This is a genomic window from Meiothermus granaticius NBRC 107808 (genome assembly GCF_003574355.1).
GTDB lineage: Bacteria > Deinococcota > Deinococci > Deinococcales > Thermaceae > Meiothermus > Meiothermus granaticius.
On the sequence record NZ_QWLB01000018.1, the window covers coordinates 21,912 to 47,934 of the forward strand.

Annotated in this window: 28 protein-coding genes and 1 tRNA gene; 17 read left to right on the top strand and 12 right to left on the bottom strand. The window is 63.2% G+C overall.

Going from position 1 to position 26,023, the window contains the following annotated elements:
• Positions 1 to 32 precede the first annotated feature (32 nt).
• Positions 33 to 473, top strand: a complete 441-nt coding sequence (locus Mgrana_RS07760; RefSeq protein WP_119357037.1) for a DMT family transporter — start codon at positions 33 to 35, stop codon at positions 471 to 473.
• A 109-nt stretch (positions 474 to 582) separates the two neighbouring features.
• A complete protein-coding gene (locus tag Mgrana_RS07765) occupies positions 583 to 2,328 on the top strand; it encodes an acyl-CoA dehydrogenase family protein (protein WP_119357038.1) in 1,746 nt (581 codons plus the stop codon).
• Positions 2,329 to 2,333: 5 nt separating this feature from the next.
• Here the strand turns inward: Mgrana_RS07765 and Mgrana_RS07770 are convergent, their stop codons facing one another.
• Both Mgrana_RS07770 and Mgrana_RS07775 read right to left on the bottom strand, forming a co-directional pair.
• On the bottom strand, positions 2,334 to 3,164 hold the full coding sequence (locus tag Mgrana_RS07770; protein WP_119357039.1) for a menaquinone biosynthesis family protein: 831 nt from the start codon (positions 3,162 to 3,164) through the stop codon (positions 2,334 to 2,336).
• A gap of 80 nt (positions 3,165 to 3,244) precedes the next feature.
• Positions 3,245 to 3,553, bottom strand: a complete 309-nt coding sequence (locus Mgrana_RS07775; RefSeq protein WP_119357040.1) for a hypothetical protein — start codon at positions 3,551 to 3,553, stop codon at positions 3,245 to 3,247.
• 147 nt (positions 3,554 to 3,700) lie between these two features.
• On the opposite strand from Mgrana_RS07775, the gene Mgrana_RS07780 reads away from it, so the two are divergent.
• Positions 3,701 to 4,432 (top strand): S24 family peptidase, encoded by a 732-nt coding sequence (locus tag Mgrana_RS07780; RefSeq protein WP_147021157.1) that lies wholly within the window; start codon positions 3,701 to 3,703, stop codon positions 4,430 to 4,432.
• Positions 4,433 to 4,513: 81 nt separating this feature from the next.
• The gene (plsY, locus tag Mgrana_RS07785; protein ID WP_371862073.1) at positions 4,514 to 5,113 is read left to right on the top strand and encodes a glycerol-3-phosphate 1-O-acyltransferase PlsY; all 600 of its coding nucleotides are present in this window, start codon (positions 4,514 to 4,516) and stop codon (positions 5,111 to 5,113) included.
• A gap of 28 nt (positions 5,114 to 5,141) precedes the next feature.
• Here plsY and Mgrana_RS07790 read toward each other — a convergent pair whose 3' ends face one another.
• Positions 5,142 to 5,765: a hypothetical protein gene (locus Mgrana_RS07790; RefSeq protein ID WP_119357042.1), complete on the bottom strand. Its 624-nt coding sequence runs from the start codon at positions 5,763 to 5,765 to the stop codon at positions 5,142 to 5,144.
• Positions 5,766 to 5,884: 119 nt separating this feature from the next.
• Here Mgrana_RS07790 and bshB1 point away from each other — a divergent pair, with 119 nt between their 5' ends.
• The 5 genes from bshB1 (at position 5,885) to Mgrana_RS07815 (ending at position 12,786) form a co-directional block, all read left to right on the top strand.
• A complete protein-coding gene (gene bshB1, locus Mgrana_RS07795) occupies positions 5,885 to 6,571 on the top strand; it encodes a bacillithiol biosynthesis deacetylase BshB1 (protein ID WP_240631290.1) in 687 nt (228 codons plus the stop codon).
• Between the two features lie 319 nt (positions 6,572 to 6,890).
• Positions 6,891 to 7,250 carry a hypothetical protein gene (locus Mgrana_RS07800; RefSeq protein WP_119357043.1) on the top strand — a complete coding sequence of 120 codons (360 nt, stop codon included), beginning with the start codon at positions 6,891 to 6,893 and terminating at the stop codon, positions 7,248 to 7,250.
• A 260-nt stretch (positions 7,251 to 7,510) separates the two neighbouring features.
• Positions 7,511 to 9,487, top strand: coding sequence for a diguanylate cyclase domain-containing protein (locus Mgrana_RS07805; protein WP_119357044.1), 1,977 nt, complete (start codon positions 7,511 to 7,513; stop codon positions 9,485 to 9,487).
• A gap of 24 nt (positions 9,488 to 9,511) precedes the next feature.
• Complete coding sequence (locus Mgrana_RS07810) at positions 9,512 to 12,328, top strand: CHAT domain-containing protein (RefSeq protein ID WP_119357045.1); 2,817 nt, start codon at positions 9,512 to 9,514, stop codon at positions 12,326 to 12,328.
• A gap of 179 nt (positions 12,329 to 12,507) precedes the next feature.
• Complete coding sequence (locus Mgrana_RS07815) at positions 12,508 to 12,786, top strand: DUF4160 domain-containing protein (RefSeq protein ID WP_119357046.1); 279 nt, start codon at positions 12,508 to 12,510, stop codon at positions 12,784 to 12,786.
• A 42-nt stretch (positions 12,787 to 12,828) separates the two neighbouring features.
• On the opposite strand, the gene Mgrana_RS07820 is transcribed toward Mgrana_RS07815, so the two are convergent.
• From Mgrana_RS07820 to can, 3 genes are all read right to left on the bottom strand, one after another.
• Complete coding sequence (locus Mgrana_RS07820; protein ID WP_119357047.1) at positions 12,829 to 13,593, bottom strand: SDR family NAD(P)-dependent oxidoreductase; 765 nt, start codon at positions 13,591 to 13,593, stop codon at positions 12,829 to 12,831.
• A 114-nt stretch (positions 13,594 to 13,707) separates the two neighbouring features.
• Positions 13,708 to 13,794, bottom strand: a tRNA-Leu gene (locus Mgrana_RS07825).
• A 42-nt stretch (positions 13,795 to 13,836) separates the two neighbouring features.
• Positions 13,837 to 14,487 carry a carbonate dehydratase gene (gene can / locus Mgrana_RS07830; RefSeq protein ID WP_119357048.1) on the bottom strand — a complete coding sequence of 217 codons (651 nt, stop codon included), beginning with the start codon at positions 14,485 to 14,487 and terminating at the stop codon, positions 13,837 to 13,839.
• Between the two features lie 87 nt (positions 14,488 to 14,574).
• Here can and Mgrana_RS07835 point away from each other — a divergent pair, with 87 nt between their 5' ends.
• The 3 genes from Mgrana_RS07835 to mtaB all read left to right on the top strand — a co-directional run bounded on the left by Mgrana_RS07835 (position 14,575) and on the right by mtaB (position 16,853).
• Positions 14,575 to 14,808 carry a galactosyldiacylglycerol synthase gene (locus tag Mgrana_RS07835; RefSeq protein WP_119357049.1) on the top strand — a complete coding sequence of 78 codons (234 nt, stop codon included), beginning with the start codon at positions 14,575 to 14,577 and terminating at the stop codon, positions 14,806 to 14,808.
• Positions 14,809 to 14,952: 144 nt separating this feature from the next.
• On the top strand, positions 14,953 to 15,489 hold the full coding sequence (locus Mgrana_RS07840; RefSeq protein ID WP_119357050.1) for an Hsp20/alpha crystallin family protein: 537 nt from the start codon (positions 14,953 to 14,955) through the stop codon (positions 15,487 to 15,489).
• Between the two features lie 53 nt (positions 15,490 to 15,542).
• Positions 15,543 to 16,853 carry a tRNA (N(6)-L-threonylcarbamoyladenosine(37)-C(2))-methylthiotransferase MtaB gene (mtaB, locus tag Mgrana_RS07845; RefSeq protein ID WP_119357051.1) on the top strand — a complete coding sequence of 437 codons (1,311 nt, stop codon included), beginning with the start codon at positions 15,543 to 15,545 and terminating at the stop codon, positions 16,851 to 16,853.
• On the opposite strand, the gene Mgrana_RS07850 is transcribed toward mtaB, so the two are convergent.
• Entirely contained in the window at positions 16,850 to 17,251 is a 402-nt protein-coding gene (locus Mgrana_RS07850) for a hypothetical protein (RefSeq protein WP_240631291.1), read from the bottom strand. The two genes, mtaB and Mgrana_RS07850, sit on opposite strands and share 4 nt — an antisense overlap.
• 48 nt (positions 17,252 to 17,299) lie before the next feature.
• Here Mgrana_RS07850 and Mgrana_RS07855 point away from each other — a divergent pair, with 48 nt between their 5' ends.
• Entirely contained in the window at positions 17,300 to 17,629 is a 330-nt protein-coding gene (locus tag Mgrana_RS07855) for a histidine triad nucleotide-binding protein (RefSeq protein WP_119357052.1), read from the top strand.
• Positions 17,630 to 17,638: 9 nt separating this feature from the next.
• Here Mgrana_RS07855 and Mgrana_RS07860 read toward each other — a convergent pair whose 3' ends face one another.
• Both Mgrana_RS07860 and Mgrana_RS07865 read right to left on the bottom strand, forming a co-directional pair.
• A complete protein-coding gene (locus tag Mgrana_RS07860) occupies positions 17,639 to 18,409 on the bottom strand; it encodes a metallophosphoesterase family protein (RefSeq protein WP_240631292.1) in 771 nt (256 codons plus the stop codon).
• A gap of 32 nt (positions 18,410 to 18,441) precedes the next feature.
• A complete protein-coding gene (locus Mgrana_RS07865; RefSeq protein WP_119357054.1) occupies positions 18,442 to 18,873 on the bottom strand; it encodes a bifunctional nuclease family protein in 432 nt (143 codons plus the stop codon).
• A gap of 88 nt (positions 18,874 to 18,961) precedes the next feature.
• On the opposite strand from Mgrana_RS07865, the gene Mgrana_RS07870 reads away from it, so the two are divergent.
• Complete coding sequence (locus Mgrana_RS07870) at positions 18,962 to 19,498, top strand: phosphoribosyltransferase family protein (protein ID WP_119357055.1); 537 nt, start codon at positions 18,962 to 18,964, stop codon at positions 19,496 to 19,498.
• Positions 19,499 to 19,569: 71 nt separating this feature from the next.
• On the top strand, positions 19,570 to 20,106 hold the full coding sequence (locus Mgrana_RS07875; protein WP_119357056.1) for a type I phosphoribosyltransferase: 537 nt from the start codon (positions 19,570 to 19,572) through the stop codon (positions 20,104 to 20,106).
• A gap of 6 nt (positions 20,107 to 20,112) precedes the next feature.
• Here the strand turns inward: Mgrana_RS07875 and Mgrana_RS07880 are convergent, their stop codons facing one another.
• Both Mgrana_RS07880 and Mgrana_RS07885 read right to left on the bottom strand, forming a co-directional pair.
• Positions 20,113 to 20,763: a carboxylesterase family protein gene (locus Mgrana_RS07880; RefSeq protein WP_119357057.1), complete on the bottom strand. Its 651-nt coding sequence runs from the start codon at positions 20,761 to 20,763 to the stop codon at positions 20,113 to 20,115.
• A 30-nt stretch (positions 20,764 to 20,793) separates the two neighbouring features.
• The gene (locus tag Mgrana_RS07885; RefSeq protein WP_119357058.1) at positions 20,794 to 22,449 is read right to left on the bottom strand and encodes an acyl-CoA mutase large subunit family protein; all 1,656 of its coding nucleotides are present in this window, start codon (positions 22,447 to 22,449) and stop codon (positions 20,794 to 20,796) included.
• Positions 22,450 to 22,562: 113 nt separating this feature from the next.
• On the opposite strand from Mgrana_RS07885, the gene Mgrana_RS07890 reads away from it, so the two are divergent.
• Both Mgrana_RS07890 and Mgrana_RS07895 read left to right on the top strand, forming a co-directional pair.
• On the top strand, positions 22,563 to 23,786 hold the full coding sequence (locus Mgrana_RS07890; protein ID WP_119357059.1) for an MFS transporter: 1,224 nt from the start codon (positions 22,563 to 22,565) through the stop codon (positions 23,784 to 23,786).
• A 75-nt stretch (positions 23,787 to 23,861) separates the two neighbouring features.
• Positions 23,862 to 24,428, top strand: a complete 567-nt coding sequence (locus Mgrana_RS07895; RefSeq protein WP_119357060.1) for a DoxX family protein — start codon at positions 23,862 to 23,864, stop codon at positions 24,426 to 24,428.
• A gap of 53 nt (positions 24,429 to 24,481) precedes the next feature.
• Here Mgrana_RS07895 and Mgrana_RS07900 read toward each other — a convergent pair whose 3' ends face one another.
• Positions 24,482 to 26,017: a SpoIID/LytB domain-containing protein gene (locus Mgrana_RS07900; RefSeq protein WP_119357081.1), complete on the bottom strand. Its 1,536-nt coding sequence runs from the start codon at positions 26,015 to 26,017 to the stop codon at positions 24,482 to 24,484.
• Positions 26,018 to 26,023 lie beyond the last annotated feature (6 nt).

A 26,023-nucleotide genomic window follows, 5' to 3' on the forward strand; every position in this document is an offset into this window, starting at 1 on the left:
AGATAGTGCACCAAACGGTATTCTGAACAGGTATGAATGCGTTTGTGTTTATCGCGATGACCGTACTCCTGGTGGGACTATTTGCCGGAATCCAGGGACCCCTCAACGCCTTGCTGGCCAACCGCATCGGATTGTTGGGGGCAGCCTTTGTGGTTCATCTGGTGGGGCTGCTGTTTTCGGGAAGCATTTTGTTGGTGTCGGGTGGGCGTCTGGCCGATTGGCGCGGGGTGCCCTGGTATGGCTGGCTGGGCGGGGCGCTGGGGGTCAGCATCGTGATGGCCCTCAGCTACGCCACCCCCCGCATCGGCATTGCGGGAACCGTAGTGCTCTTCGTGGTGGCCCAGCTGGCGGCGGCAGCGGTGGTGGGGCATTTTGGCTGGCTCGAGACCCCGGTTAAGCCGATGGACTTGAGCCGGTTGCTGGGGTTGCTCCTGCTGTTGGCGGGGGCTTGGTTGGTGGTCAAGCCTTCCTAATAGAGCCTCGCTTGGACGCTCTTCCTGAGGCCTCGGGCCCTGCATTGACCCTCACCCCAGGCATCTGCTAAACTTTGACTCAGTACAAGATTTTAAGGGAGGGGTTAGCATGATTGCAGATCGGAAATCCGCACATAAAGGGGGAGGCTGGATTCTCGAGCCCAGCTCCCACCTCTTCACCCCCGAGGACTTCGACGACACCACCCGCATGATTCAGGAGACGGTGCGGCAGTTCGTAGAGAAAGAGTACCGGCCTGTGGCGGAGGCGCTGGAGCATGGGGGGCTCGAGCACAACCTCCCCCTGCTCAAAAAGTGCGGCGAGCTGGGCCTCCTGGGGGTTGAGGTCTCGGAGGAGTATGGCGGCCTGGATCTGCCCAAAACAGTCAGCACGGTGATTGCCGAAGGACTTTCGCCCACCGGCGGTTTCAGCGTTTCCTATGGGGTCCAGACTAGCATTGGCCTCTTGCCGCTGGTCTACTGGGGCACCAAGGCCCAGAAAGACAAATACCTGGCCAAGCTGGTCTCGGGCGAGCTGATCGCCGCTTACTGCCTGACCGAGCCGCAGTCCGGTTCCGATGCCATGGGGGCCAAGACCCGCGCCGAGCTTTCCGAGGATGGAAAGCACTACATCCTGAACGGCACCAAGATGTGGATTTCCAACGCGGGCTTTGCCCATCTCTTCACTGTGTTTGCCAAAACCAAGGAGGGCCTGACCGCTTTCCTGGTCGAGCGCGATACCCCCGGCCTGCGCTTTGGTGGGGAGGAAAAGAAGATGGGCATCAAGGCCTCGAGCACCCGCCAGGTCTTTCTGGAAGACGTGAAGGTGCCGGTGGAGAATGTGCTGGGCGAGCTGGGTAAGGGGCACAAAATCGCCTTTAACGTGCTCAACGTGGGGCGCTACAAGTTAGGAGCGGGGGCCATTGGCGGGGCCAAGGGGGCCCTGGCCCTCTCGGCTAAGTATGCCAAAGAGCGCGTGGCCTTCGGGCAGCCCATCGCCAATTTCGGCCTGATCCAGCAAAAGCTGGCCGAGATGGCCACCCGCATTTTTGCCGGTGAGAGCGCGGTTTACCGCACCATGGGCTTGATTGATGAGGCCCTGGCGGGTCTGGATAAGGCCAATGCGGCGGAAGCGGTGCTCAAGGGGATCGAGGAGTATGCGGTAGAGGCCAGCATCATCAAGGTACTGGGCTCGGAGGTGCTGGACTACGTGGTGGACGAGGGGGTGCAGATTCACGGCGGGTATGGTTATTCAGCTGAGTACGAAATCGAGCGGGCTTACCGCGACAGCCGCATCAACCGTATCTTCGAGGGTACCAACGAGATCAACCGCCTCCTGATCCCCGGAATGTTGCTGCGCCGGGCCATGAAGGGCGAGCTGCCGCTCTTCGATGCCGCCATGAAGCTGCAAAAGGAGCTCTTGGAGCCCTCTTTCGAGGAGCCCGAGGATAAAGAGATGGCTGCTTTGGAGGGCCTGAAGAAGCTGGCCCTGGCGATCTTGGGCCTGGCTGCCTTGAAGTTTGCGCAGAAGGTGGAGGAGGAGCAGGAGGTATTGGCGGTAGCCGCGGATGTTCTGATTGATGTGTACGCTGCTGAGAGCGCTTTATTGCGTGCCCGGCGGCTTGGTGAGGGGGTCTATGCGAGCATGGCCCGGCTTTACCTCTATCAAGCCCAAGATCGTGCCCAGGCGGCGGCCCTTTCCATCCTGCCGCGGCTGGCCGAGGGCGACGATATGCGCCTGATGGCCTCGGCGGCCCGCCGTCTGACCAAGCATGAGCCGGCGGATTTGGTAGGGCTGCGCCGTGAAATTGCCGCAAAGGTGCTGGAGCGAGATGGATACCCCCAGCCTCGAGCCTGACCCGATTACGAGCGGAGCACAGGGGGGGGGAGGAAGATGGGCTGTGAGGAGGTCGGCAGCAGTCCTTTGGCCTCGGCCCGGCGGAACAGCTCGGTCACAGCCCGCTCCCCCTCTTGGCCCACATCCAGCGAGAACTCGTTGACGTAGGTGTGGATGTGGGCCCAGATCACCTCGTCCTCGAGCTCTAGGGCGTGCTGCTTGATGTAGGCTACGGTTTCTTCGGGGTGAGCGTAGGCATACTCGAGGCTTTCTCGTACAGCCTGATCGGCAGCGCGGATGGTGGCTTCCCCCAAGTCACGCCGGGCCAGAATCGCCCCCAGCGGCAAAGGCAGCCCGGTCAGGCCCTCCCACCACTCGCCCAGATCCATCACCTTGACCAGACCGTGCTGGGGGTAGGTGAAGCGCGATTCATGGATGATCAACCCGGCTTCCACGGCGCCCTGCTCCACAGCCGGCATGATCTGGTCGTAGCGCAATTCCACCGGGATGAACCCCTGGGTATACAGGGAGAGCAGTAGGAACGCGGTGGTGTTCTGCCCAGGTATGGCAATCCGGCGGCGCTCCAGCGTATCCAGAGGCTGCCGGGCGACCAGAAGGGGGCCTACACCCCGCCCCAAGGCTCCGCCGGAGCGCAAGGCCACATAGTGCTCGCGTATTCGCCCGTAAGCCGCGTAGCTGATCTTGGTTAAGGGTAGGCGGCCCTCCTTGGCCCAACGGTTGAGGGTTTCTACGTCCTCGAGGGTTTCCTGCACGGCGAACGGGGCCTGCACTTTGGCGTGAGCCAGGGCGTAGAAGATGAAGGTATCGTTGGGGCAGAAGGAGTAGCCGAGTTCCATGAGCCCTATCTTAGGCTCCCTGGGCCTTTGGAAAGGGCGAGCAGACCTACAAATTGGGCCCTGCGCTGTTCCCCTAGCGGTTATTTTTTCTCCCCTTCCTTGGCTCCGATTCGACTGGAAATTCCCTTGAGCAGGGCCTCGAGCACGGCCTGGTACCCCACCCAGCCGAGAAGTACAGCGGCGGCCAGCAACCCGGAACGCTCCACCTTGAGCCAGGACGCCAGAAAGATGGCCGCCAGCCCTCCCCAGAAGGCGCTGGAGAGCACCTGCAGGGCCCTTTTCCAGGCTTCGCTGCGCACGCTCTCCATCAACACCCGCAGCACCGCCCCACTCAGGGCCAGCAGGGCCGCCGAAACAAAAACCGACCAGAGGGGGGTACCAGTGTCCATAAGGCTTCCTGGGGGGATTGTGGGATTGATTCTGCTAAAAACAGAATATGTATAATGTAAAATGTTACAGGGTAATCCATTTTGAGTCAAGCTGACTAAACTGCCCATCCAATGTGAGTCAAAATGATTTACTCTGGAAAAGAGGACATGAGCAGGATCCCAGACTGGGCGATGGCCCTGCGCGAGCGGCGGCAAGGCCTGGACAAATCCCAGGCCGAGGTGGCGCGCGAGGCCGCGCTGCTCAATCAAACGGAGGTCAGCCGGCTCGAGCGAGGCCTACTGCACCCCACCCTCGATCTGGGGGCGGCCAAACTCAAGGCCCTTTTGAAGGCGCTGGAGTGGTCTTGGGGTGAGTTTGTGCACGCGACGGGGCTCGAGCTGGATTTGGGAGAGGCCCTCGAGCCCCGCTCGCTTAGCACCCCCCAGCCTTACATTCCCGCCTTGGAAATCCCGCTGCTGGGAACGGTTTCAGCGGGGATGAGGGCAATCGAGCTGTACGAGAATCCGGCCCACCGCGTGCGGGTGGATGGGGCCTTTTTGCCCAAGGGTACCCGCTTGGATCGTCTGTTTGCCCTTCGGGTGGAGGGGGATTCAATGGTTTCCGAGGAGATCACCGGGATTCCCCCTGGGGCCTTGGTGATTGCGGAGCGGGGTCGCCGCCCCGAGCTGGGCGATGTGGTGGTGGTGTGGGTGCGCTGTCTGGCCAGCAATTACGAGGGGGGGGTGCTCAAGGTGTGGTCGGACGGGGAGGATGGGCAGGTGCTCAAGTCCTGGAATCCCCGCGGGCCGGTGTTTCGCCTGCTCGAGTGTGAGGAGATGCGGGTACAGGGGGTGGTGCGGTTGGTGTTGACCACCCCCAAGGTGCTGCGAAGGAAGTAGGGCCCCAAAGGCAGGGTCTTTGGGGTGGGTTTGGTGATTGGGCCCAAACCCCCCATCAAGCCTGGAACGTACAATACCAGCGTGGACTTGACCCATGGGCTCATCCTGCTTCTGGCCTACCTCTTCGGCAGCATTCCGGCTGGGGTTTGGGTGGCGCGTTATCACGGCATAGACATCCAGAAGGTGGGCTCGGGCAACACCGGAGCCACCAACATTCAGCGCACCCTAGGCAATTGGCCCGCGCTGCTGGTGGCAGCCTTCGACATATTCAAGGGGGGGATTGCGGTGTTGCTGGCTCGGCTGTTTGGTCTCGAGGGGCTGATGCTCGGGGGAGTAGCCCTGGCAGCGGTACTGGGGCACAACTACTCAATTTTTCTAGGGCTGCGGGGCGGGAAAGGCGTAGCGACCAGCCTGGGCACCTTGCTGTTTTTGGACCCGGTGGTGGCCCTGTGTGTGATGGTGGTGGGGGTTGCGACCATGGCCCTGACCCGCTACATCTCAGCCGGAAGCCTGGTGGGAAGCATTGCGGCGGTGGTGGTCAGCCTGGCATTGGGCCGGCCGCTATGGCAGGTGCTAACCTTGGTGGCCTTGGCCGCACTGATCTTCTGGACCCACCGCGAGAACATCCGCCGCCTGCAAAAGGGCAACGAGCGGCGGTTTGGGGAGAAAGCCGCCCAGTAGCCCTCGGATTGCTCCAGCGGCTCGAGACCTAGGCCTCGGGCAGATAAACGAAGCCGCGGGCCACCGCCACCGCCAAATCCATGCCGAACTGCTGTCCCACCGCCTGATAGGTGGCCTGCCACTCCTCATTGCTCATGCTTTTGTCGCTGACCAGCCGCAGCAGGTGGTTGAACGGATGGGTCCCGGCGACTAGGGCTTTGGCGGTATCGTCAAGGACGGGTTGTTCCTTGACCGCGCGCAACATTCCCAGTGCGTCAAACTGCACCGTGGAAAGAGGTAAAAACTCTTCGGAACCGCGGTAGGTCAGGCTGCTGATCTGCTCGAGCACCCCCAGGGCTTGCTGTCGCAGGGCCGCTTCCTCCAGGTGGCGCCGTTGGGCGTGCAGGGACTCGATGACTTTAGGCAGCACCGCTTCCACCGCCTGCCCACCCAGGGCCTGCTGGGCGCGTTGGTGCCAGGTCTCAAAGGCCTTGGAAACCTCGATGATGCTGGCGGCGATCCCGGTAGAGGAAGGTACGCCCCCCTCGAGCTGGGCCGCCACTTGTCGCAAGGTGCCGCCCAACTCGCTGAGCCGCTCCTGAAGCCGATTCCCCTCTTGGACAAGCTGCTCGATCTCGGCGACTTGGGCCGGGTTAGCGGTGATGCTTGACATATTCACTACCATAGCGCGTTTTCGCGGGAAGGTGTGTTTAGAAATCGCCCTTCCGGGCGGGTAGAGCCCGTTCCCCTGAGGGAGAACCGCCGAATTTCGATTTTGGTATAACCCTTAGGGTGAAGGCAACGCAACTGGACTTACTGGTAATTGCCCCTCACCCCGATGACGGCGAGCTGGGCTGCGGCGGACTGCTGGCTCGAGCCAAAAGCGAGGGCTTGAGCACGGGCATCCTCGACTTGACCCGGGGGGAGCTAGGCTCTAAGGGTACGGTGGAGACCCGCGCTGAGGAGGTACGAGCCGCGTCGGCGGTTTTGGCTCTGGACTACCGAGGCAACCTAGCGCTTACTGATGGGGCGGTGAGCGATGGTCTCGAGGCGCGGGGAAGCCTGGCCCGCTGTTTACGTGAACTGCGGCCCAGGGTTTTGCTGATCCCCCATGCTTCCGACCGCCATCCAGATCATTTGGGGGCGAGCCGTCTGGGCGCTGCGGCGGTTCACGACGCGGGGCTGCGCAAAGCCCCGGTAGAGGGCCCCCCCCACAAGGTCAGCCGGTTGCTGTTTTACCCCGGCAACTACCCGGCAATCCCCACCCTTGCCGTGGATGTATCCGCGCATATTGAGGCCTGGCAGGCTGCGGTGCTGGCCTACCAAAGCCAGTTTGAAGGTGAGCCGGTCTCTGAGACGGTAGGGCCCAGCGGGGTGGAGGCCAGGCGGGCCCTGCGCCGCTACTGGGGCAACCTGGTGGGGGTGGCCTATGCGGAGGGTTTGCTGAGCCCCCTGCCCTGGCTGACCACCCTCTGGTAGCCCCCGCCGATGCCTGCCCCAAGGCCAGCTCGAGGTGTGCAGTATAACCGCAGCCTCTGGGTTACGGGGTTACGTTACCCCTGTTTGCTGCGAGCAGCAGCCTTATAGCGCAAATAACGGCGGACCCTTTGGCCTTCCAGAAGGGGTCTTGGATTAAGATCGTCACCCCTTACGTAACGGTCATTTGCGCATGGCACAAGGCTTTTGCCGACTATCCTGACAACAGGAAAGAGCGCATGCGAGGACGGTGGAGCGTGAGGAGCACCCAGGCCCTAACTAAAGATGCCACAAGCAGGGGAGAGCCGATATGCTAAGGCCCGTGGCTGCTGCTAAAGAAGCGATTTTGATTATGGATTCGCGCAGTGCCCAGAAGGGGTTGCGGGGCTCGGGGCTGAGCGCTTCGTGGTCAAAGCTTTATAAGGCTGGGGGGGTGTACCTCGATCTCTCGCTCAAGCTCGAGGGGAGCGGTGCGGTGTTGCTGGGGCAGGTGATCACCGAGTCCAAGCAGCCCAAGGTGCGCACCCTGACCCTGTTGGACTCCAGTGGGGCCCCGGTGGCCTCGAGCCCGGTGAGCGATTACGGCGGGTTCCGCCTCGAGCTCAAGGATCAGGGGGATTACGCGCTGGAGTTCAGCTTGGGGGGAGAGACCTTCAAAGTGGAGGGCCTCGAGGTGTTCTGATCCGGGGGTGTGAAGGGAGCTCGCCGGCTTTACCCTTTACCGGATCATCAGGGATTTCATACCGCCGGGTATAAGCTAATGCAGTATGGGGCTGCGCATGCGTTAGGAACCGCAGCCGGGTGCCCGGAGTGGATTGCACATACTTGGATAGACCAGAGGGTTCTGTCTTTCCGCCGTTCCTGGGGGCGGGTACAATCTCGAGCCAGAACAAGGGGGTTGGCCCCCTGTTGTTTTCCTGAGCAGTTTCAAGCAGGATAGCCATGCCTTCTACCCCGCCTCGACGCCCGCTCCGGCTCAACCGCCCCCCCAGTGGGGGGATTGGCCTCGAGTGGCTGCAAAGCCTACTGGCCTCGCGCACCAGCGAAGCCCTGCACGCTCGGGTATTGGCGGGGCTCCTGCACGGCCTAAAGGGGGTCGAGCAGGCCTTGCTGTGGGTTAAGGATGGCCATCGGCGCTTTCAGCTGGTGGCCGCTGAAGGGTTACCGGCCGGATTGGTGCGGGGGCTCGAAGGGGTCAGCGAGGCGGCTTTGCGCGGTCGGTACGGCAGCCAAGGCTGGCCTGAGTCCAGCTTGCAGGAGGAGGAACCGCACCCTCTGCGGGTGCTGCTGGGAGAACGCCTGCCGCCAGGGTTGAGCCAGGTGAACCGGTCTGGCGCGGTACTTACTCTGCCCATAACCGCCGAAGACGAGGTTTGGGTGGTGGTGCAGCTTTGGGCTTTGGAGGCCCGGGCCTTGGGCCCCGAGGCCCGCGGGTGGGCGGCTGAGTACCTGGGCCAGGCGGGGCCGGTGTTGCGGGAGTTCCATTTGCGCGAACGGGCCGAGCGACAAGCCCTGTGGCTCGCGGCCATCAACGCCTTGCTGCGGGCCCCCCGTGAACAGGCCCTCGAGGTCACCCTTCAGGACGCTCTCGAGGAGATCACCCGGCTTTCTGGGGCGGAGGGGGCGCGGTTGGTGTTGTTGGAGGAGGGGGTGCGCAGCCTGGCCCAGGCGGGATGGGGGGCCGGGGTTCCGGTAGAAGCGGCAATCGGGCCGCAGTTGGTCAAGCTGGCCCAGCGGGGGGAACAGGTCAGTATTCCCCACTATGAGCTGTATCCTGGCCACCAGGCCGAGCTGGTCAAGGCCGGGTTGCGCAGCCTGTTTCTCCTGCCCATTCAGCGCGAAACTCAAGAGGGAGCGGCGCTCCTGCTCTTCAGCACCCGTACCCCCTGGTTGCCGGATGCCCAGACCCAGGCGCTGCTGCTGGATATGGCAGCGGCCATCGGGGTGGTGCGGCGCGAGTGGACCCTGCAGCGCGAGCTGGCCTGGGCAGCCTACACCGATCCCCTCACCGGGCTGGGCAACCGTCGGGCCTTCGAGCGCGATCTGGCTCATCTCTCCGCTAAAAACTACGGTCGTACGGTGGTGTTGGTGCTCTTGGACCTGGATGGCTTTAAGGGCATCAACGACACCTATGGCCACGTTCATGCGGACCACGTGCTGATCCGGCTGGGTGGGGCCCTGCGGGCCAAGGCTCGAGCGGGGGACCGGGCCTACCGGCTGGGGGGGGATGAGTTTGCCCTAATTATCGAAGGGCCCCAGAGCCTAAACCCTGCCCGTACGGCGGAACGCTACCGGGCGCTCTTCGAGGAGGTTCGCGTCTCGGATAGCGAGTATTTACGGGCCAGCCTGGGATACGCGGTGCTCCAAGACGTCACCGAGTTAAACCAGCTCTGGCGCGAGGCCGATGATGCCATGTACCGGGACAAGGCCATGCGCCGCACCCAAACCCCCCTTTTTGCCCTGCCGCAGGGGCGGGCCAGCGTCCTGCAGGTGCTCAGCACCCCGCTGGCTCGAGTGGCCCGGCGGCTGGGTTATGCCGCCGGGCTGCTGCCGGAGGAGCTGGAAGCCCTCATGGCGGCCTGCTTTGTGTTGGAGCAGAAGCAGCAGGAAATAGAACCCCTCGAGCTTTCCGAGGGGGAGCAACGGGCTGCGGCCCGCATCTTGAGCTTCCTGGGCGCCCGTTGGGATGGCCACAGTATGCCGGGGGTGAAGGGGGAGCATATCCCTAAAACCGCCCGCATCTTGGCCCTGGCCAGCGAGCTGGTCAAGCTGCTGCGCCCGGCTCGAGGGCACCCGCTGCCATTGGAAGAGGCCCTGAGGCAGGTGGAGGTGAGCGCGGGCTCGCGCTTCGATCCGGGCCTGGTTGAGCTGCTGTTGCGGCTCAAGAATGAACTGGGGCTTGAAGACTCCGCGGCTTGATTGTGGAATGGACGCAATCGCCCGATGCATCCCGAGACCGCCGTACAGTTTTTGTTGACCGAGCCCGAACCCCAGGCCCGGGCTGAATACCTTGCCGCACACCCGCCGGATATTGGCCTGATCGAGGCCCTTAAAGCCCAGGTAGACCGCTACAAGGATACCGACAGCGCCCTGGCCCTCCTGGCCGGGGAGCGGGCGGCAGAGGCAGCGGTGTATGTGGACGATCCCCGGGCACAGCCCCTGGGGGAATGGGCCTTGGCCCTGGGGCTCACGGTGCGGGGTGATTTCACCGCGGCCATCCCACACTACGAGCAAGCCAGGGCCAGGTTCACCGCCCTGGGTTTGAACGAGGAAGCCGCCCGGGCCGCCGTACGCCAGGTTCAAGCCTTGGCCATGATGGGGGATCTGAGCGGGGCGAGGGAGTTGGCGGAGCAGACCCGGGAGGTGTTTTTGCGCCTGGGCTTGCTGCGCGATGCGGCAAACGTGGGGATTAACCTGGGCATCATCCTTTCCCGACTGGGGCGTATACCGGAGGCTGAAGCGGCATTGCGGGGGGCGCTCGAGGGGCTCCTGGCCATCGGAGACGAACTCGGGGTGGCCAAGGCCCACAGCAACCTGGGTCAGCTCTACCAGCAACAAGATCGCCTGAGCGAAGCGGTGGGTGAGTTTGAGACCGCGCTGGAGATCTTCCGCCGGCGGGGCCAGGTCCAGCTCGAGGCGGGCACCAGCTTGAACCTGGCCCTGTTGTACCGCAAGGAGGGGCGGCTGACCGTTGCCTTGGGGCTGCTGGACCGGGTGCGCCAGACCTATGGGGACCAGGCCCATCCGGATGCGGTGTTTGCGGGGCTCGAGGAGGCCCGTACCTATCTCGAGCTCAACCTGCTGGATGAAGCCGAGCGGTTGGCCGAAGAGCTGGTGGAGACCTTTGCCCAGCGCAGGATGGGGCTCGAGCAGGCCGAAGCCCTGGTGGTTTTGGGCTTGGCCCAAGCCAAAGCCCACCGCCTGGGCCCGGCTCGAGCCCGCCTGGAGCAGGCGGAGGGCTTGTGGAAGCGCTTGGGCAATCGGTTGCAAGCTGCCCTAACTGGGGTTTACATCGCCAATTTGCGCTTGCAGGAGGGACGGAACGGGGACTGGTCGGCGCTCGAGGCCGCGGTGCTGGGCAGCGCTCGAGCAGCGGCAGACCTGACCGAGATGCCTTCGGCCAAGGCCCTGGGGCTCAGCATTATGGCCGAGTCCCTGCTGGAAATGGGCAACCCCAGTCGGGCCCGCCTGGCCCTGGAGGAGGCCACCGCGCTGCTGTCGGGGCTGGAGGTGCCCGGCCTACAGATTCGGCTCGAAGGCCTCTTGGGGCGGGCGGCCCTGCCCGCTGACCCCGAGGCGGCTGAGGCCCATTTCAAGCAGGCGATCGCCTTGCTCGAGGGGGTGCGCTCTGGGCTGGGGGTGGATGAGTTCCGCACCGCCTACCTGGGCGATAAGCTCGATGCCTACGCCAACCTGGTAGACCTGCTGCTGGACGCCCACCGCGACGTGGAGGCTTTTGAGTACGCGGAGCGGGCCAAGTCGCGGGCCTTGGTGGAACTGCTGGCGGCTCGCGGTGAACAAGAGGAGCCCCAGGAAGCCCAAAATGAGCGGCTGGAGCAGGAGTTGGCCCAGGCCCGGAGCTGGCTAGACCGCCTGCTTTTGGCGGAAGGTGCCTTCGACCGTGACCGCCAGGCCCGCGTGGCAGAAGCCGAGAATCGGGTGCTGCGGCTGCTGCGCGAGCTCGAGCGACAGGGCCGATCTGGATTAGCACCGCTCTCCCAGATTGGACTGGAGGAGTTTCAGAAGGTGTGCCCGCCGGACATGGTGCTGCTGGAATATTTCAGCACCGCTCGAGGGTTGGTGGCGTTTGTTCTGGAGGGGCAGGCGCTGCGGGGGGTGCGAGAGCTGGGCTCATTGGCGGAAATCACCCAGGCGCTCGAACGGTTGGAGTTCTTTCTCCACCGGGTGGCCCAGGGGGAGCCGTTCGCGCAAATCTACGGCGAAGAGGTGCTGCAGGCCTCGGTAAACGAGCAACTCCGGGCCCTGCACCGGCTGTTGCTCGAGCCGCTGAACCTGAGCCTCGAGGGGAGGTCGTTGCTGGTGGTGCCCCACGGGCTCCTCCACCGAGTCCCCTTTGCTGCCTTGTTGGGGGAGAGGGGCTATTTGTTGGATCAGGCCGAGGTTTCCCTGGCCCCCAGCGCAGCCCTTTATACCCTGTGGCGCAGGCGGAAGGGGAGCCCCAAGGGACCACTGGTGGCCTTTGGGGTGCCGCTGGAGGGTCTGCCGCAGGCGACCGAGGAGGTCGAGGCCATCGCCCGTATTGCCCGGCAGGCCCATAAGTTCACCGGGGCCGCGGCCTCGATGGGCCACTTCTTTGATCAGGCCGAGACGGCCCAGGTGCTGCACTTGGCCACGCACGGGGCGTTTCGCCCCGATAACCCGATGTTCTCCGGCTTGCGGCTTTCCGATGGTTGGCTGACGGCTCGAGACCTGTATCGCCTGCGCCTGCGGGCCGAGCTGGTGGTGCTCTCGGCCTGCGAGACCGGGGTGTCCACCCCGGTGGGAGGGGATGAGCTGTTGGGGCTGGCCCGGGGGTTTCTCTTCGCGGGAGCCCCCTGTCTGGTGGCCAGTCTGTGGCCGGTCAGGGATGAGGTGACCGCCCTCCTTATGGCCGAGTTTTATCGCCACCTTCAGGCGGGGGCTACGGTCTCGAGCGCCCTGCGCACCGCCCAACAAACCCTGCGGAAGGCCTATCCCAACCCCTATTACTGGGCCGCTTTTGGAATTACCGGAGACGCCGAGCGACGGGTTTCAATCTAGGAAGCTGGCCCGGACCCCGCTGGGCGTTACGCCAGACCGGGCCCGCTTCTCATCTAGCCCGGTTGCCCTCCTGCACGTAAGTATTGCGTCTCATGTTGGCCCTTTGGGGTCGTGCTATCCTGATTAACGTTACATCCATGCTCGAGTTTATGTTTATAGGTCACGGATTTGGAGGGTAAATGATTACGCTGCACCGCTCGGGACAATACCGATTTTTCGTGAACTCCGGCTACACGCAGGAGTCCCCCTATATCTACGTAAAACACGAAGGGCATGTGGCCAAGTTCTCGCTCAAGCCGGTGGCTTTGCAAAGCAACCAGGGGTTCTCCCGCACGGAGTTGAGCCGCTTGCAACAGGTGGTAAACGATGCGAGAGACCAGCTGCTCAAACACTGGGCCAACCGCTCCGGGGACCAGAAAGCGGTAGCGGCTCAGCTGCTCCTCAACGCCGAAGACTAAACCCCCTTGCAGCCGCTGTCGCAGAAATCAATTCTGCGGCTTTCACACGGGTCGTCCGGCCATGCCAAAGCTGGCGGTCATCCCGCCGTCTACGGGCAGGATGGCCCCGGTAATAAAGCTGGCCCGTTCTGAGGCCAGGAACAGCACCGCCTGGGCCACCTCCTCGGGTTTGCCCAAGCGGCGCAGGGCGTGCAGGTCTTCCCAGTCGGCGCGGGTTTGCTCCGGAGCCTCCGAGAGCTCGAGGGCCTGCAACAGGCTTTCGGTAGCGATGGCTCCGGGCGCCACCGCGTTGACCCGGACGTTGAGCGGGGCCAGATCCAGGGCCAGGGAGCGGGTTAGGTTGATCAAGCCGCCTTTAGAGGCGGTATAGGCCGCGTTGTTTTGCTCCGCGAAGAGGCCCTGTACGCTTGCAAGGTTGACGATTGAACCCCCGCCCGCCTTGGCCATCTCCCGTGCAGCCAGGGCTGAAAGATGCATCGGGGCGGTGAGGTTTACCTCTAGGACGCGGGCCCACTCCTCGAGCTTCACCCTGAGGGCGGAACCAGGGGCAGATATTGCAGCATTGTTGACCAGCACATGAACTGCACCCCACTGCCGCAGGGCTTCGTGGATCAGGCGTTCGCGCCCATAGGGTTGAGCGATATCGGCGTAGACGAAAAGCCCCCCCAACTGTTTGGCCACCTCGGCCCCTTCAGCTGACCAATCGCACAGCACCAGCAGAGCCCCTTCATGGGCGAACGCCTCGGCAATGGCCCGCCCGATGCCTCGAGCCGCCCCAGTGACCAACACCACCTTCCCCTGAAACATGCTAGAAGTGTACGCCTGTTGTCCACCGCACCCCTAGACTCGGGCAGCCTAGCTTTATACCCGTGCGGGCATAGGCCCAAAGAAACGGCGCCCCCGTGCATCGGGGGCGCTGTTTGGTGCCGGAAACAGGACTTGAACCTGCACACCCTTGCGGGCACATGACCCTGAATCATGCGCGTCTACCAATTCCGCCATTCCGGCCCGCAGACGCAAACTAAATATTATCGAGCGCTGCGGCTGGCGTCAAGGGCCAGCTGGCCCCTTAGCCAAAGCCGCCCGATAGGCGGGCTCGAGCTCCTCGGGCTGCCTCACTTCAGGATGCAGGGCCTTTAGGTGGCCGTCTTCCAGGCTATAAACCCAGCCGTGTATGGTGAGTTTTTGCCCTCGAGCCCAGGCGTCCTGCACCACCGTGGTCTGGCAGACGTTGGTCACCTGTTCGATCACGTTCAACTCGCACAGCCGCGCCACCCGCTCGGCCTCGGTCTCCAGGGCCAACACCTCTGGGCGGTGCTTGTGCAGCACATCCTGAACATGGCGCAGCCAGTTATCGATCATCCCCATGCGCAGCCCCAGCAGGGCGGCGCGTACCCCCCCGCAGCCGTAGTGGCCGGTGACGATGATATGCCGTACCTTGAGCACATCCACCGCAAATTGCATCGCCGATAAGCAGTTGAGATCGGAGTGCACCACCACATTGGCCACGTTGCGGTGGACGAACATCTCACCGGGCAGTAAATCCACAATTTCATTGGCTGGAACCCGGCTATCTGAGCAGCCAATCCAGAAATACTCCGGGGTTTGCTGCTCTAGGAGCCGCTTGAAAAAGCTGGGGTCGCGTTCCCGCATCCGCGCGGCCCACCGGCGGTTGTTGAGGATAAGGGGCTCGAGCTCCATGCGGGTATACTACCGTTCAAACGGAGAATATAGAGCACTCTTCCCGGACCTCTAAGGGGCACCAAGCGGTTTGCTAGAATCGGAGGCATGGTTCAACTTTTCAATGCCGATACCCGTGAGCATCTGGGCGAGATCAGCGAAGATCAGCTGCGCTTCCTCGAGGAGCAGATGGAAGAGGAATCCCTAGACGACCACGATTACTACATCAATGCCGATCTGGTGCAGACCTGGAAGGAGGCGGGGGCTGATCCCGCCCTGATTGAACTCTTGAACAAGGCGCTGGCGGGGCGCGAGGACCTCTCGATTCGCTGGGAGCGCTAAGCCCCCTGGGGGGGAGGGGCGCCTTCAGGTGAGCCTCAGCAGGGGGTTTTAAAACAGAGTTGGGTGTGGGTATAACCTCATCCAGCGGGGATTTCCCCGTAGGCAAAAGAGGCTTTGTTGAGCTTTGTGTAGAGGAGGGAAGCTATGGCTACGCAAGAGAGCAACCGGCAAGCCCAGAGCAACGCGCTTCAAACCTCGAGTGGGCAGTCTTCTACCTTGTCCCGCCGCAACAACTGGAACGCCAATCCGTTCAGCCTGATGCGGCGGATGAGCGAGGAGATGGACCGGATGTTCGAGAACTTTTTTGGCCGCGGGGGGCTTAGCCCTTGGAGCGCGGCTGGAATGCAGGGGATGTGGCAGCCTCAAATTGAGATGTTCCAGCGCGGGGACCAGCTGGTGGTCCAAGCGGATCTGCCGGGGATGAAAAAAGAGGACCTCGAGGTGCAGGTAGTAGGGGACACCCTGGTGCTCCAGGGCGAGCGCAAACAAGAGCAGGAGCGGCAGGAGCAAGGCTTCTACCGCAGTGAGCGCAGCTACGGCTCGTTTTATCGGAGCATTCCCCTGCCGGACGGCGTGAACCCGGACGAGATCCAGGCCAGCTTCAAGGACGGGGTGCTCGAGATCAGCATGAAGGCCCCGCAGCAACAACCCCAGGGCCGCAAGATTGAAATTCGGCAATAGCCCCCAACCGCTCCCCTTGACGTCGGGCCGGTAACCCCGGAGAATTCGGTGTTATGCGGCTTGCGGTCAAGACGCTGGGGTGCAAGGTTAATCAGGTTGAATCGGACGCGCTGGTGGGGCTGCTTCAGCCCTTAGAGCCCCAGGTGGTGGCCCTGGAGGAGGGCGCGGACCTGGTGGTGATCAACACCTGCGCGGTGACCACCAGCGCCGAGTCCGATGCCCGCAAGGAGGTGCGCCGGGCCCGGCGGGCCAACCCCCAGGCCTTCGTTGTGGTGACGGGTTGTTATGCCGAGCTCGAGCCCACCCTGCTGGCCGAGCTCGGGGCCGATGTAGTGGTTCCTAATCGCCGCAAGGCTGAGTTGCCGGGGATCATCCTGAGCCACTTTGGCCTTCCTGCAGACCCGCTGACCACCCCTCCCAACGAGTTTTGGGGGGCAGGGGAGCGGGGTCTGCTCAACAACTACGTGCGGGCTTTTGTCAAGGTGCAGGATGGCTGCAATGCGGGCTGCGCTTACTGTGTGATCCCTCGGCTGCGGGGGCGGGAGCGGCACCGCGAGCACCAGAGCGCCCTGCAGGAGGCCGAGGCTTTGCTGCGCTCCGGGGTGCAAGAAATTGTGCTCACCGGGGTGCGGCTGGGCTCTTATCGGGGCCACCCGCGCGGCATCGCGGGGCTGGTCGAGGCGTTGGCGCGGATGGGGGCCAAGGTCCGACTCTCCTCGATTGAGCCAGAGGACACCGGCGAGGATCTGCTCGAGGTGCTGGGGCGGTTTGCCCCGCAGGTGCGGCCCCACCTTCACCTCAGCTTGCAGACCGGCTCGGAGCGCTTGTTGGCCCTGATGGGCCGCCGCTATGACCGGGAGCATTACCGGGATTTGGTGAAAAAGGCCTATGCCCGAATCCCTGGGTTTGCCCTCACCACCGATGTGATCGCGGGGCTGCCCACCGAAACCGAGGAGGAGCACCGCCAAACCCTGGACTTTCTAGAGGAACTGCGCCCCAGCCGGGTTCACGTCTTCACCTATACCCCGCGCCCCAAGACCCGCGCGGCCTCGTTGCCGCAGGTGCCCCTCGAGGTGCGCAAACGCCGCAACCGCGAGCTCACCGCCCTGGCCCACCGCTTGGCCGAAGACCGCATGCGCCCCAAGCTGGGGGGCCGGGTGGAGGTTTTGGTGGAGAGCTTCCGGGGGGGTAGGTTCTACGGTCATACCCCAGAGTATTTCGAGCTCGAGGCCGAGGGAACCGCTCAGGTCGGTCAGACCGTGTGGGTGCGGGTAGAAGGGGTGGAGAAATTTACCCTGCTAGGGCGTGTGGAAGGGCTCAAAGAGGCCCCGACCCGGCTCCCCGCCCCGGTGGCTGGGGATTAGCCCCCTTCTCGGGGGCCTTTGGTGCGGGCCAGATAGCCCCGTACCAGAAAGGCCAAGCAGATGAAGACCGTGGCGAACTGAGTCAGGGCGGCGACCGGCTGGGCCAAGGTCCCTCCGCGCAGCAGAACCCAGAAGCCGGGGATCCCCGGCAGTGAGCCCAGCAGGGCCAGGAGGGCCAGCCCCAGTGCGATCCGCAAAGCCTGCGGCTCGAGCCTGGGGTTGCGCTGGGCCACAATGCCCAGGCTGGCAATCCCCAGCCCGACCAGACCAGGAGCCAGGGCAAAAGGCCGCACCCCTTCGGCCATCACCGCCCAGGTGGAGATGAGAATTAGAAAAATCCCCGTCCATAGGGCTCGGCTCGAGAGGGGGACGGTGGTCGGTTTAGGGGGTGGGTTCATAAAAGCCAACTTGTAGACCCCAGTCTACCCCGTTGGTATAGTCGGGCCATGCTGGCTGAGGACTGCGTGTTTTGTCGCATCGTGCGGGGTGAACTGCCGGCACGACGGGTATACGAGGATGAGGGGTTTCTGGCGTTTCACGACATTCGCCCCAAGATGCCGGTTCATCTGCTGGTCATTCCCAAAGAACACATCCCTCGATTTTCCGACTACCCCGATACCGAAGAAGGTGAGCGCAAGCTGGGGGCGCTGTATCGCACCACCAACCGCATCGCCCGCCAGCTGGGGCTGGAGGGGTATCGGATGTATGCCCATGTGGGGGAAAAGGGGGGGCAGGAGGTGTTTCATGTGCACGTGCACCTGCTCTCGGAGGGTTGAGGTATAGCCCTAGTTTTTGAGCACGACCTGGTCTATGGGGAGGTTGGCCTCGTTGTAGGCTGTAACCGTGAGCTGAGTGGGGGTGGCCTCGAGCCCCAGGTAGTTGGGGGTTTCCTGGTGGACCTGGCTGTGTGCGTGGATGCGCTTGAAGCCTCGGAGGCTGGCTCCCCCGCCCCCTGAGACGATATAGGTGATTCCCCTAACCGCGCTGCGCTCGTAATCGTGGTCATGCCCGGATAGCACCAGGCGCACCTTATATTGGCTGAGCAGGGGTTCGAGGGCCTGGCGCAAGGAGCGGCTGCCCCCGTGCATCCCGGAGGAATAGAGGGGACGATGCAGGGCAACGACCTTCCAGGGTGCGGTAGAAGCGGCCAGGGCTTCCTCGAGCCAGCGCTTTTGCGTGGGGTCAAAGTGTTCGGAGTAAAGCACAAAAATCTCCAGGTTTCCCAGCCGTACCGTGTAGTAGGTGCGATCCACTCCAAAGAGCCGGAACTGGGCCTCGAGCGCGGGGACATCGTGGTTGCCGAAAACGGGATAGATGCGCACCTTGGGCAGCTCATCCACATAGCGCTGAACGGGCTGACCGCTGGGATAAAAATTGTCCCCCAAAGTGAGGAGGGCCTCAAAGGGTTTGGCCGCATGGGCCGCCCTCATCGAGGCGGCAATCTGCGACCGATGGGCCGATTCAGCCCCCCAGTCCCCTATGGCCGCCAAGCGCTGGGCCGAGGCCAGCCCCCACAGCATCACCATCACAAGCCCTAAACCGAGATTAAATTTCACCGTGTTACGCTCCTAGAAAGCGGGGATGCACCCTAAGCCTGGGGTGGGGTCTTGCCTTGCTTGAGCAAGGTTTCGTCAATGCCGGCCTCGTCCAAAACCTTTTCGTCCACCAAAATCGCAGCCCCGGCCCGCAGGGCGATGGCCATGCCATCGGAGGGGCGGCAGTCCACCTCGTATTCCAGACCGCGCTCCTCGAGCACCAACCGCCCGTAAAAGGTGCCCCCTTTCAGCTCGACAATCTCCAACCGCAGCACCCGCACCCCCAGGAGCTCGAGGGTGTTGACGAACAGATCCGGTCCCAGCGGGCGCGGCGGCTTCTCACCGGAGAGGGAGACCATGATGTTTTGCGTCTCCAATGCCCCAATCACGACCGGCAGAACCTTGCCGGTCTCGGCCTTGAGGATCACAAGCAAATCCCCGCTGCCCGGGTTCATGCCCATGCTCTCAATTTTGGCCCCCACCATACGCCGAGTATACGCACAGAGTGTGGGATTCGTTTGAGGAGCCGCCCGCGCTCTTGGCAGTGGCCCACTTTCCTATACACTACAGTGCGTGAGAACCCATTCCGTTGAAATCGCGGGGGTGCACCGGGATCTTCCGGTGGTACAGGTTGGCCCCGATGTGGCGGTAGCCCTATTCAACATGCTGGGCGATACCCAGGTGGTCGAAGCGGCCGCGGAAGCCCTGGCCAAAGCCATGCCTGCCGGTATTGAGACCCTGGTCACGCCAGAGGTCAAGGCGGTTCCGTTGGCCCATGCCCTGAGCCGGGTCTCGGGGCTCCCCTATGTGGTGGCCCGCAAAACCGAGAAGCCCTACATGATCAACCCGGTCTCACGCACCGTTATCAGCATTACCACCGGCCGGCCCCAGCTGCTGGTTTTGGACGGCCCCGACATCGCCCTAATTCGGGGCCGGAAGGTGGCCATTGTGGACGATGTGGTCTCCACCGGCAGCACCCTCAAGGGTCTCTCCGAGCTGATCGAGGAAGTGGGAGGCACGGTAGGTGCGGTATTGGCGGTGTTTACGGAGGGGTCGCCGCGCCAGGATGTGACGGCCTTGGGGCATCTGCCGCTGTTCAAGCCGGAGTGAAGATCAAGCGCCGGCTCATCGCCCCCTCATGGCTTCTGAGGTAAGCTGAAACCTAAAAAGGAGCGGAGCAGATGGAAACCTACCCGATCACCGTCGGTAAAATTACCCGCCATGTGCCGGTTGTTGAAACCCTGCCGGGGGTGCATATCCCCCTGGTCGAGCTGATGGGAGATGTCGAGCTTGTGCAGGCAGCGGCTGAAGCCCTGGTCAAGCACTTGCCCGCTGAGACCGATATCCTCTTGACGCTCGAGACCAGCCCCATCGTGCTGGCCCATGTGATGAGTGCCCTCAGTGGAAAGCCCTACATTGTGGTGCGGCGTAAGCGCCGTCCCTACATGCAAAACCCCATCATCCAGGAGGTGGAGTCGCTCACCTTAGGGGTTTCCGAGACCCTTTGGCTGGACAGCCGCCAGGCTGAGCGGCTTCTGGGGCAGAAGGTGGCCCTGGTCTTTGATGTGGTCTCTTCGGGTGGAACCATGATGGCGCTCGAGAAGGTGGCCACCCGGGCGGGAGCTACGGTGGTGGCCCGGCTGGCGGCTTTTCACCAGGGCAGCAGCAAACTGCCCATCACCTCTTTGGCCGAGATCCCCATTTTGCAATCGGCCTGAGCGGGCCTATTTCTTTTGCGCAAACAGCCACCGGATGAACTCGGGCTCCCGGTAAGCCCGGTCCCAGGCGTTGTGGTCTACGCCTTTGTACTCCGTGAAGCGGTGCACTTCGTTGCCCACTTTTTCCAGGGCCTGCTGTAGCACCCGGCTGAACTCCACCGGCACCACCGGGTCGGCGTCGCCGTGAAAGTTCCAGACCGGCATCCCCCCCAGGGTGGACATCACCCCGAACGGGTCCGCAGCCCCGCAGATGGGGGCGATGGCCGCGAACTTATCGGGGTAGCGCATGGCCATGTTCCAGGCCCCATGCCCCCCCATCGAGAGGCCGGTCAGGTAAACCCGGTGGCGATCGGTTCGGGCCTCCCGTTCGACCTCGGTGAGGAGGGCATAAACGGCCTCGAGCACGCTTCCCCCCCAGCTCAGCCCCTCCGGACACTGCGGCATCAGCACGATGGCGGGCCAATCCTGGGGGTTCTCCCGAATGGCCGGGCCCAGGCCCACCCCCGCTTGCTTTTTGCCGTCTTGCCCCCGCTCCCCCGAGCCGTGCAGGAACAGGATGAGCGGCCAGCCCAAGGCTGGGGCTCGGCCCTGGGGGACATACAGGGCAAAGGGCAGGTTGCCGCTTTGGGTATCGAAGTAGCGAAACCGGACTCTCACACCCCGTAGTTTACGACGGCCAAAGGACCCTCAGACCAGCACCGGCTCCTCATACACCCCATACACCGCGCGCAGCTCGTCCATCATCTCGCCCAGGGTGCAGTAGGCCAGCGCGCACTCCACGAAGTGCGGCATGGTGTTGCGCCCCTCCTTGGCGGCTTGGCGCAGGCCCTCCAGCGCAGCGGCGGCCGCTACCGGGTCCCGCTCGCGCCGTACCTGGGCCAGGCGGGCATCCTGTACCCGCTCGACCTCGGGGTCAATCAGCTGAATGGGAACCTGCACCCCTTCCTCCTGGAAGGCATTCACCCCCACCACAATGCGTTCCCCGCGCTCGAGCTCCTGCTGATAGCGGTAGCTGGCCTCGGCGATCTCCCGCAGGAAGTAGCCCTCCTCAATCGCCCGCACCACCCCGCCCATCCGACGGATGTCCGAGATAATCTGCATGGCCTGGGCTTCCATCTGATCGGTCAGCCACTCCACGTAATAGGACCCAGCCAAGGGGTCGGCAGTATGGGTTACCCCCGATTCATAGGCAATGATCTGCTGGGTGCGCAGGGCGATCTTGGCGGAGTCCTCGGTGGGCAGGGCCAGGGCCTCATCGTAGGCGTCGGTGTGCAGGCTGTTGGTGCCGCCCAGCACCGCGGCCAGGGCCTGAATGGCCACCCGCGAGATGTTGATCAGCGGCTGCTGCGCGGTGAGCGAGACCCCAGCGGTCTGGGCGTGGGTGCGCAGCATCCAGCTCTGGGGATTTTGGGCCCCATAGCGCTCGCGCAGCTCTCGAGCCCAGATGCGCCGGGCCGCACGGAACTTGGCGATTTCCTCGAAGAAGTCGTTGTGGGCGTTGAAGAAGAAGGAGATGCGGGGGGCAAACTCGTCTATATCTAGGCCGCGCTTGAGGGCCCACTCTATGTACTCGAGCCCATCGGCCAGGGTAAAGGCCAGCTCCTGTACTGCGGTGCTCCCGGCCTCGCGGATGTGATACCCCGAGACCGAGACGAAGTTCCACTTGGGTACGTGTTTAGGTCCCCATTCGAAGGTATCAATCACCAGCTTGACCGAGGGCTCCGGGGGGAAGATGAACTCCTTCTGGGCGATGAACTCCTTCAGGATGTCGTTTTGGATGGTGCCGCCCATTTTCTTCCAGTCGTAGCCGCGCTTCTGGCCCGCGGCCAGATACATGGCCCAGAGGGCGTTGGCCGGGGAGTTGATGGTCATGGAGGTGGTGACCTGCTCGAGGTTGATCCCCTCGAACAGGATTTCCATATCGGCCAGGCTGCTTACCGCTACCCCGCATTTGCCGACCTCGCCTTTGGCCAGGGGATGGTCGGAGTCGTAGCCCATCAGGGTGGGCAGGTCAAAGGCGGTGGAGAGCCCGGTCTGCCCTGCGGCCAGGAGCTTTTTGAAGCGCTCGTTGGTCTGCTCAGCGCTGCCAAACCCAGCGAACATGCGCATGGTCCAGAGCCTCGAGCGGTACATCGAGCCATAGACCCCGCGGGTGTAGGGGTACTCGCCGGGATAGCCCAGCTTTTCTTGGTAGTTGAAGCCCTCGAGGTCTTCGGGGGTGTACAGCGGGTCGGGAGCGATACCGGAGAGGGTGGTGTGGGTGACCTTCCGCTCAGGCATCTTCTCCAGGCTTTTGGCATAGGTTTCGCGCATCCAGGCGTGCTTAGGCCGGGGGGTGCTCATGCCCTGATTGTACGACGGATTTGCGATGGGAATGTGGGAATGCGTTAGATGAGCGGGCAGGATTTAGGCCCGCCTTCACAATCTCTTTATCGGGGAGCCCTAGGCTGAAAGAAATGGCCTGGGCGGCACTATCGGCATTCCGTTCTGGATTTCGTTCCCTCGAGGTGCGCAACTACCGCCTCTACTTCTGGGGCCAGCTGGTCTCGCTCACCGGCACCTGGATGCAGACCACCGCCCAGGCCCTGTTGGTGCTGCGCATCGCCGATAGTCCTGCCGCGGTGGGGCTGGTCTCGGTGTTTCAGTTTCTGCCCTCGATGCTCTTTGTGCTGGTGAGTGGGGTATGGGCGGACCGCACCGACCGCTACCGATTGATTTTCTGGACCCAGGCCCTGGCCATGCTGCTCGCGGCGGTCTTTGCGGCCCTGGTGAGCTGGGGACACATCCAGCTTTGGCAGATTTACCTGCTGGTTTTTTTGCAGGGTACGGTGAATGCGGTGAGCCAGCCGGTGCGCCGGGCTTTCGTCGCCAACCTGGTGGACTCCGAGCGCCGGGCCAACGCCCTGGCCCTGAACTCGGCGGCTTTCAATGGCTCGAGGGTGCTCGGCCCGGCCTTGGCCGGTCTTTTGATCGGCCCATTGGGCTTGGCGGCGATGTTCTGGCTGAATGCCCTGAGCTTTCTGGCGGTGTTGTGGGGATTGCGCTTGATGGACCTGCGGGGCCTGCCGGTCCTGCGCCGGGAAGGTCGGGTGCAGCTCTGGAGCGAGCTGCGGGAGGGGCTCAGCTACCTTTGGCGCCATCCCGAGCTGCGCCGCCTCACCCTGTTGGTGGCGTTTATCGGTACCTTCGGTTACAACTTCACGGTGATTCTGCCGCTGATCGGCGGATATGTGCTGCACCTGCAGGACAAGAGCGCCGAGTATGGCGGCCTGGGCTCGCTGCTGGGGTTTGGTTCGTTGATAGGGGCTTTGCTGACCCTCTATGGTGGGCAGCCCCGGTTAGGCCGCCTGCTCTTGGCCTCGGCCCTTTTCAGCGGGGTGCTGGGGGTGCTCTCGCTTTCTTCCTCGTATCTGGCCAGCAGCCTGTTGCTGCTGGGGCTGGGCCTGACCGGGGTGTTCTTTTCCACCCAGGCCAACAACCTGCTTCAGCTCGAGGCCCCCAACGAGCTGCGCGGGCGGGTGAGCAGTGTGTATCAACTCCTGCTGCTGGGAAGCACGCCGCTGGGAGGGTTGCTGATCGGTGGGGCTTCGCACTTCTTCGGGGTGCAGGCGGCGCTGCTCCTGTGCACAGCCTTTTGCTTGCTGGGGGTGGCTCTGGCCCTGCCACTGAGACGGCAATAGCCGCGCACATGCGGGTACAAATAACCCTGTTGTTTTCCCTGTGACCGGCATAGCTTGGTCTTAAGGGAGGCGGTTATGGCAAAGGCAAGATTTAACACCAATGTCCACATCCCCGAACCTAGATTGTCCCAATATCTGTTCGCAGACGCCTGGCTATCCCCCTTGTGGCTGGTTTTGCGGGTATACGTCGGATATCTATGGCTGTCTGCAGGCTGGGAAAAGCTGACCAACCCCGCCGGGGTTTGGGTAGGGAGTAAGGCGGGGGTCGCGGTAACCGGGTTTTTGAGTGGGGCGCTGAAGAAGACCACTGGGGATCACCCCGATGTGAGCGGCTGGTATGCCTGGTTTATTCAAAATGTGGCCCTTCCCAATGCAACGCTGTTCAGTTACCTGGTCACTTTGGGTGAGATCGCTGTGGGTATTGCGCTTATCCTGGGCTTTCTCACCGGTATCGCGGCATTTTTTGCCGGACTGATGAACGCGGCCTATTTGTTGGCGGGTACCGTCAGCACCAATCCTTGGATGTTTATCGTGGCCACCTGGCTAGTGCTGGCTTGGCGTACGGCGGGCTATATTGGGCTAGACTACTTTTTGCTGCCCAAACTGGGGGTGTTGTTCAATCGCAAGAGCCCATCCAGCTAAAGCTCGAGCCCGGCTCGTCTCAAAGACCGCAGTGAAGTTCTGCGGTCTTTTCTTTAGCGCGGGACATTGAGAGCGGGAATCGAGGGAAGAGAGGTCAGGCTCGAGCCTGGGTAGAAGTGGGTCAGAATCTGTGGGTAGCTGCGCCCCATCTTCCCCAGGTAATTGGCTCCAAACTGGCTCATTCCCACCCCATGGCCATAGCCACCGCCCCAGAAGGTGACCCGCTGCAAACCGCCATTCCCATCGCGCTCCTCCTCCAGGGCGAAGGCCGCGCTGGGCAGTGTGGGGAAGTTGAGGCTTTGGGTTCCGTTGCTGCGCTCGAGCCCGATATCTGGGCCACCGGTCAGGGCCTTGGTGGGTCGGATGAGGCTGCGGATATTGGACTCGCGCCGTACCAGGTAGCGCCCGCTGCTGGTCTGCACCTCGAGCCCGGTCACAAACCCTCCTAGAGTGCGGCCTTGCACGATCAGCTTCTGCAGGGTGCCTAGCTTGAAATCTGGGGTATTGGGCGACAGGGCTCCTTCGGGGGTCTCGACGAATTCCGGGGAGGCTTTAGCGATGGCGGGCAGGGTTTTGGAGAGGATGGCCTCGAGCTCCCCTCGGCTTAGGCTGACCTTCCAGCGGAACAGGGACGATTCCCCATCGTAGTAGCCCTGGCGGTTCCAGTTTTTGAAGAAGGCCAGTGCGGCGGCCTCGCCCTGGATGGCCCCAGGGACCGGGCTGGCCTGGGCCTGGGCCTTGAGGTAGGGCTGAGGGTTCCGGTCCGGCCAGACCTCCTCGAGCGGAGCGGTGCTGCCGGGGCTGGTAGAGAAGAAGTAAGCCTGAATCGGCTGCCCGCCATAGGTCAGGATCTGCCCCCGGCTGGCCGCAATTGCCGCATCGGTAGCGGGGTGAGTAGGGGTGGCGTTGTAGAGCTGCTCGCTCACCGAGTCGTCCACATCGGCCCCGAACTGCTTCCAGAAGTTGTTCTCCGGGCCAGCCGCCATCCGGCTGTAGGCGTAGGTGCGGGCCGCTACGGCCTGGGCAGCCAGCGCCTGGGGATGGAAGAAGGGCGGCATCTCGCTGGGCACCACGCGCTTTAGATACTCTTCCATCCCCACCTCGTTGACCATCAGAAGCCCGGTGTTGAAGGCCCGGAGCCAGAGCCGGCCGGGGTACTCTGGGTTGGCAGGAGGGGTGCCGCGGGTGGTCGAGGTGATGCGGTAGCGGATGATTCCAGCGGTTTCGGGAAGCACGGCCTGAAGCAGGACCACCGAGCCCAAAGGGTAGACTTGCCCATCCACCGCAGCCACGATGCTCCCGTTTTGCACGGTGAAGCGCAGGGGGCGCTGGGGCAGGGCGGAGAGGGCCAGGCTTAGATGTTGGGCATCAGGGCCGCTTTTGAGGCTCAGGGGCTCGTTTAGGGGGGTTAGCTCGAGGCTGGGAAATACGTGCTGGCTTTCGAAATCTGAGGCCCCTAGCCTATACGATAGGAGCACCCGAAGGGTCTGGTCATTGGATAGGCCTGGGCTGGGGCGGGTCGGGGAGATCAGGACAGCCAGGAGACCCAGCATCGCCGCGGCGGAACCGAGCAGGGCAAGGAGCGACATCCGGGT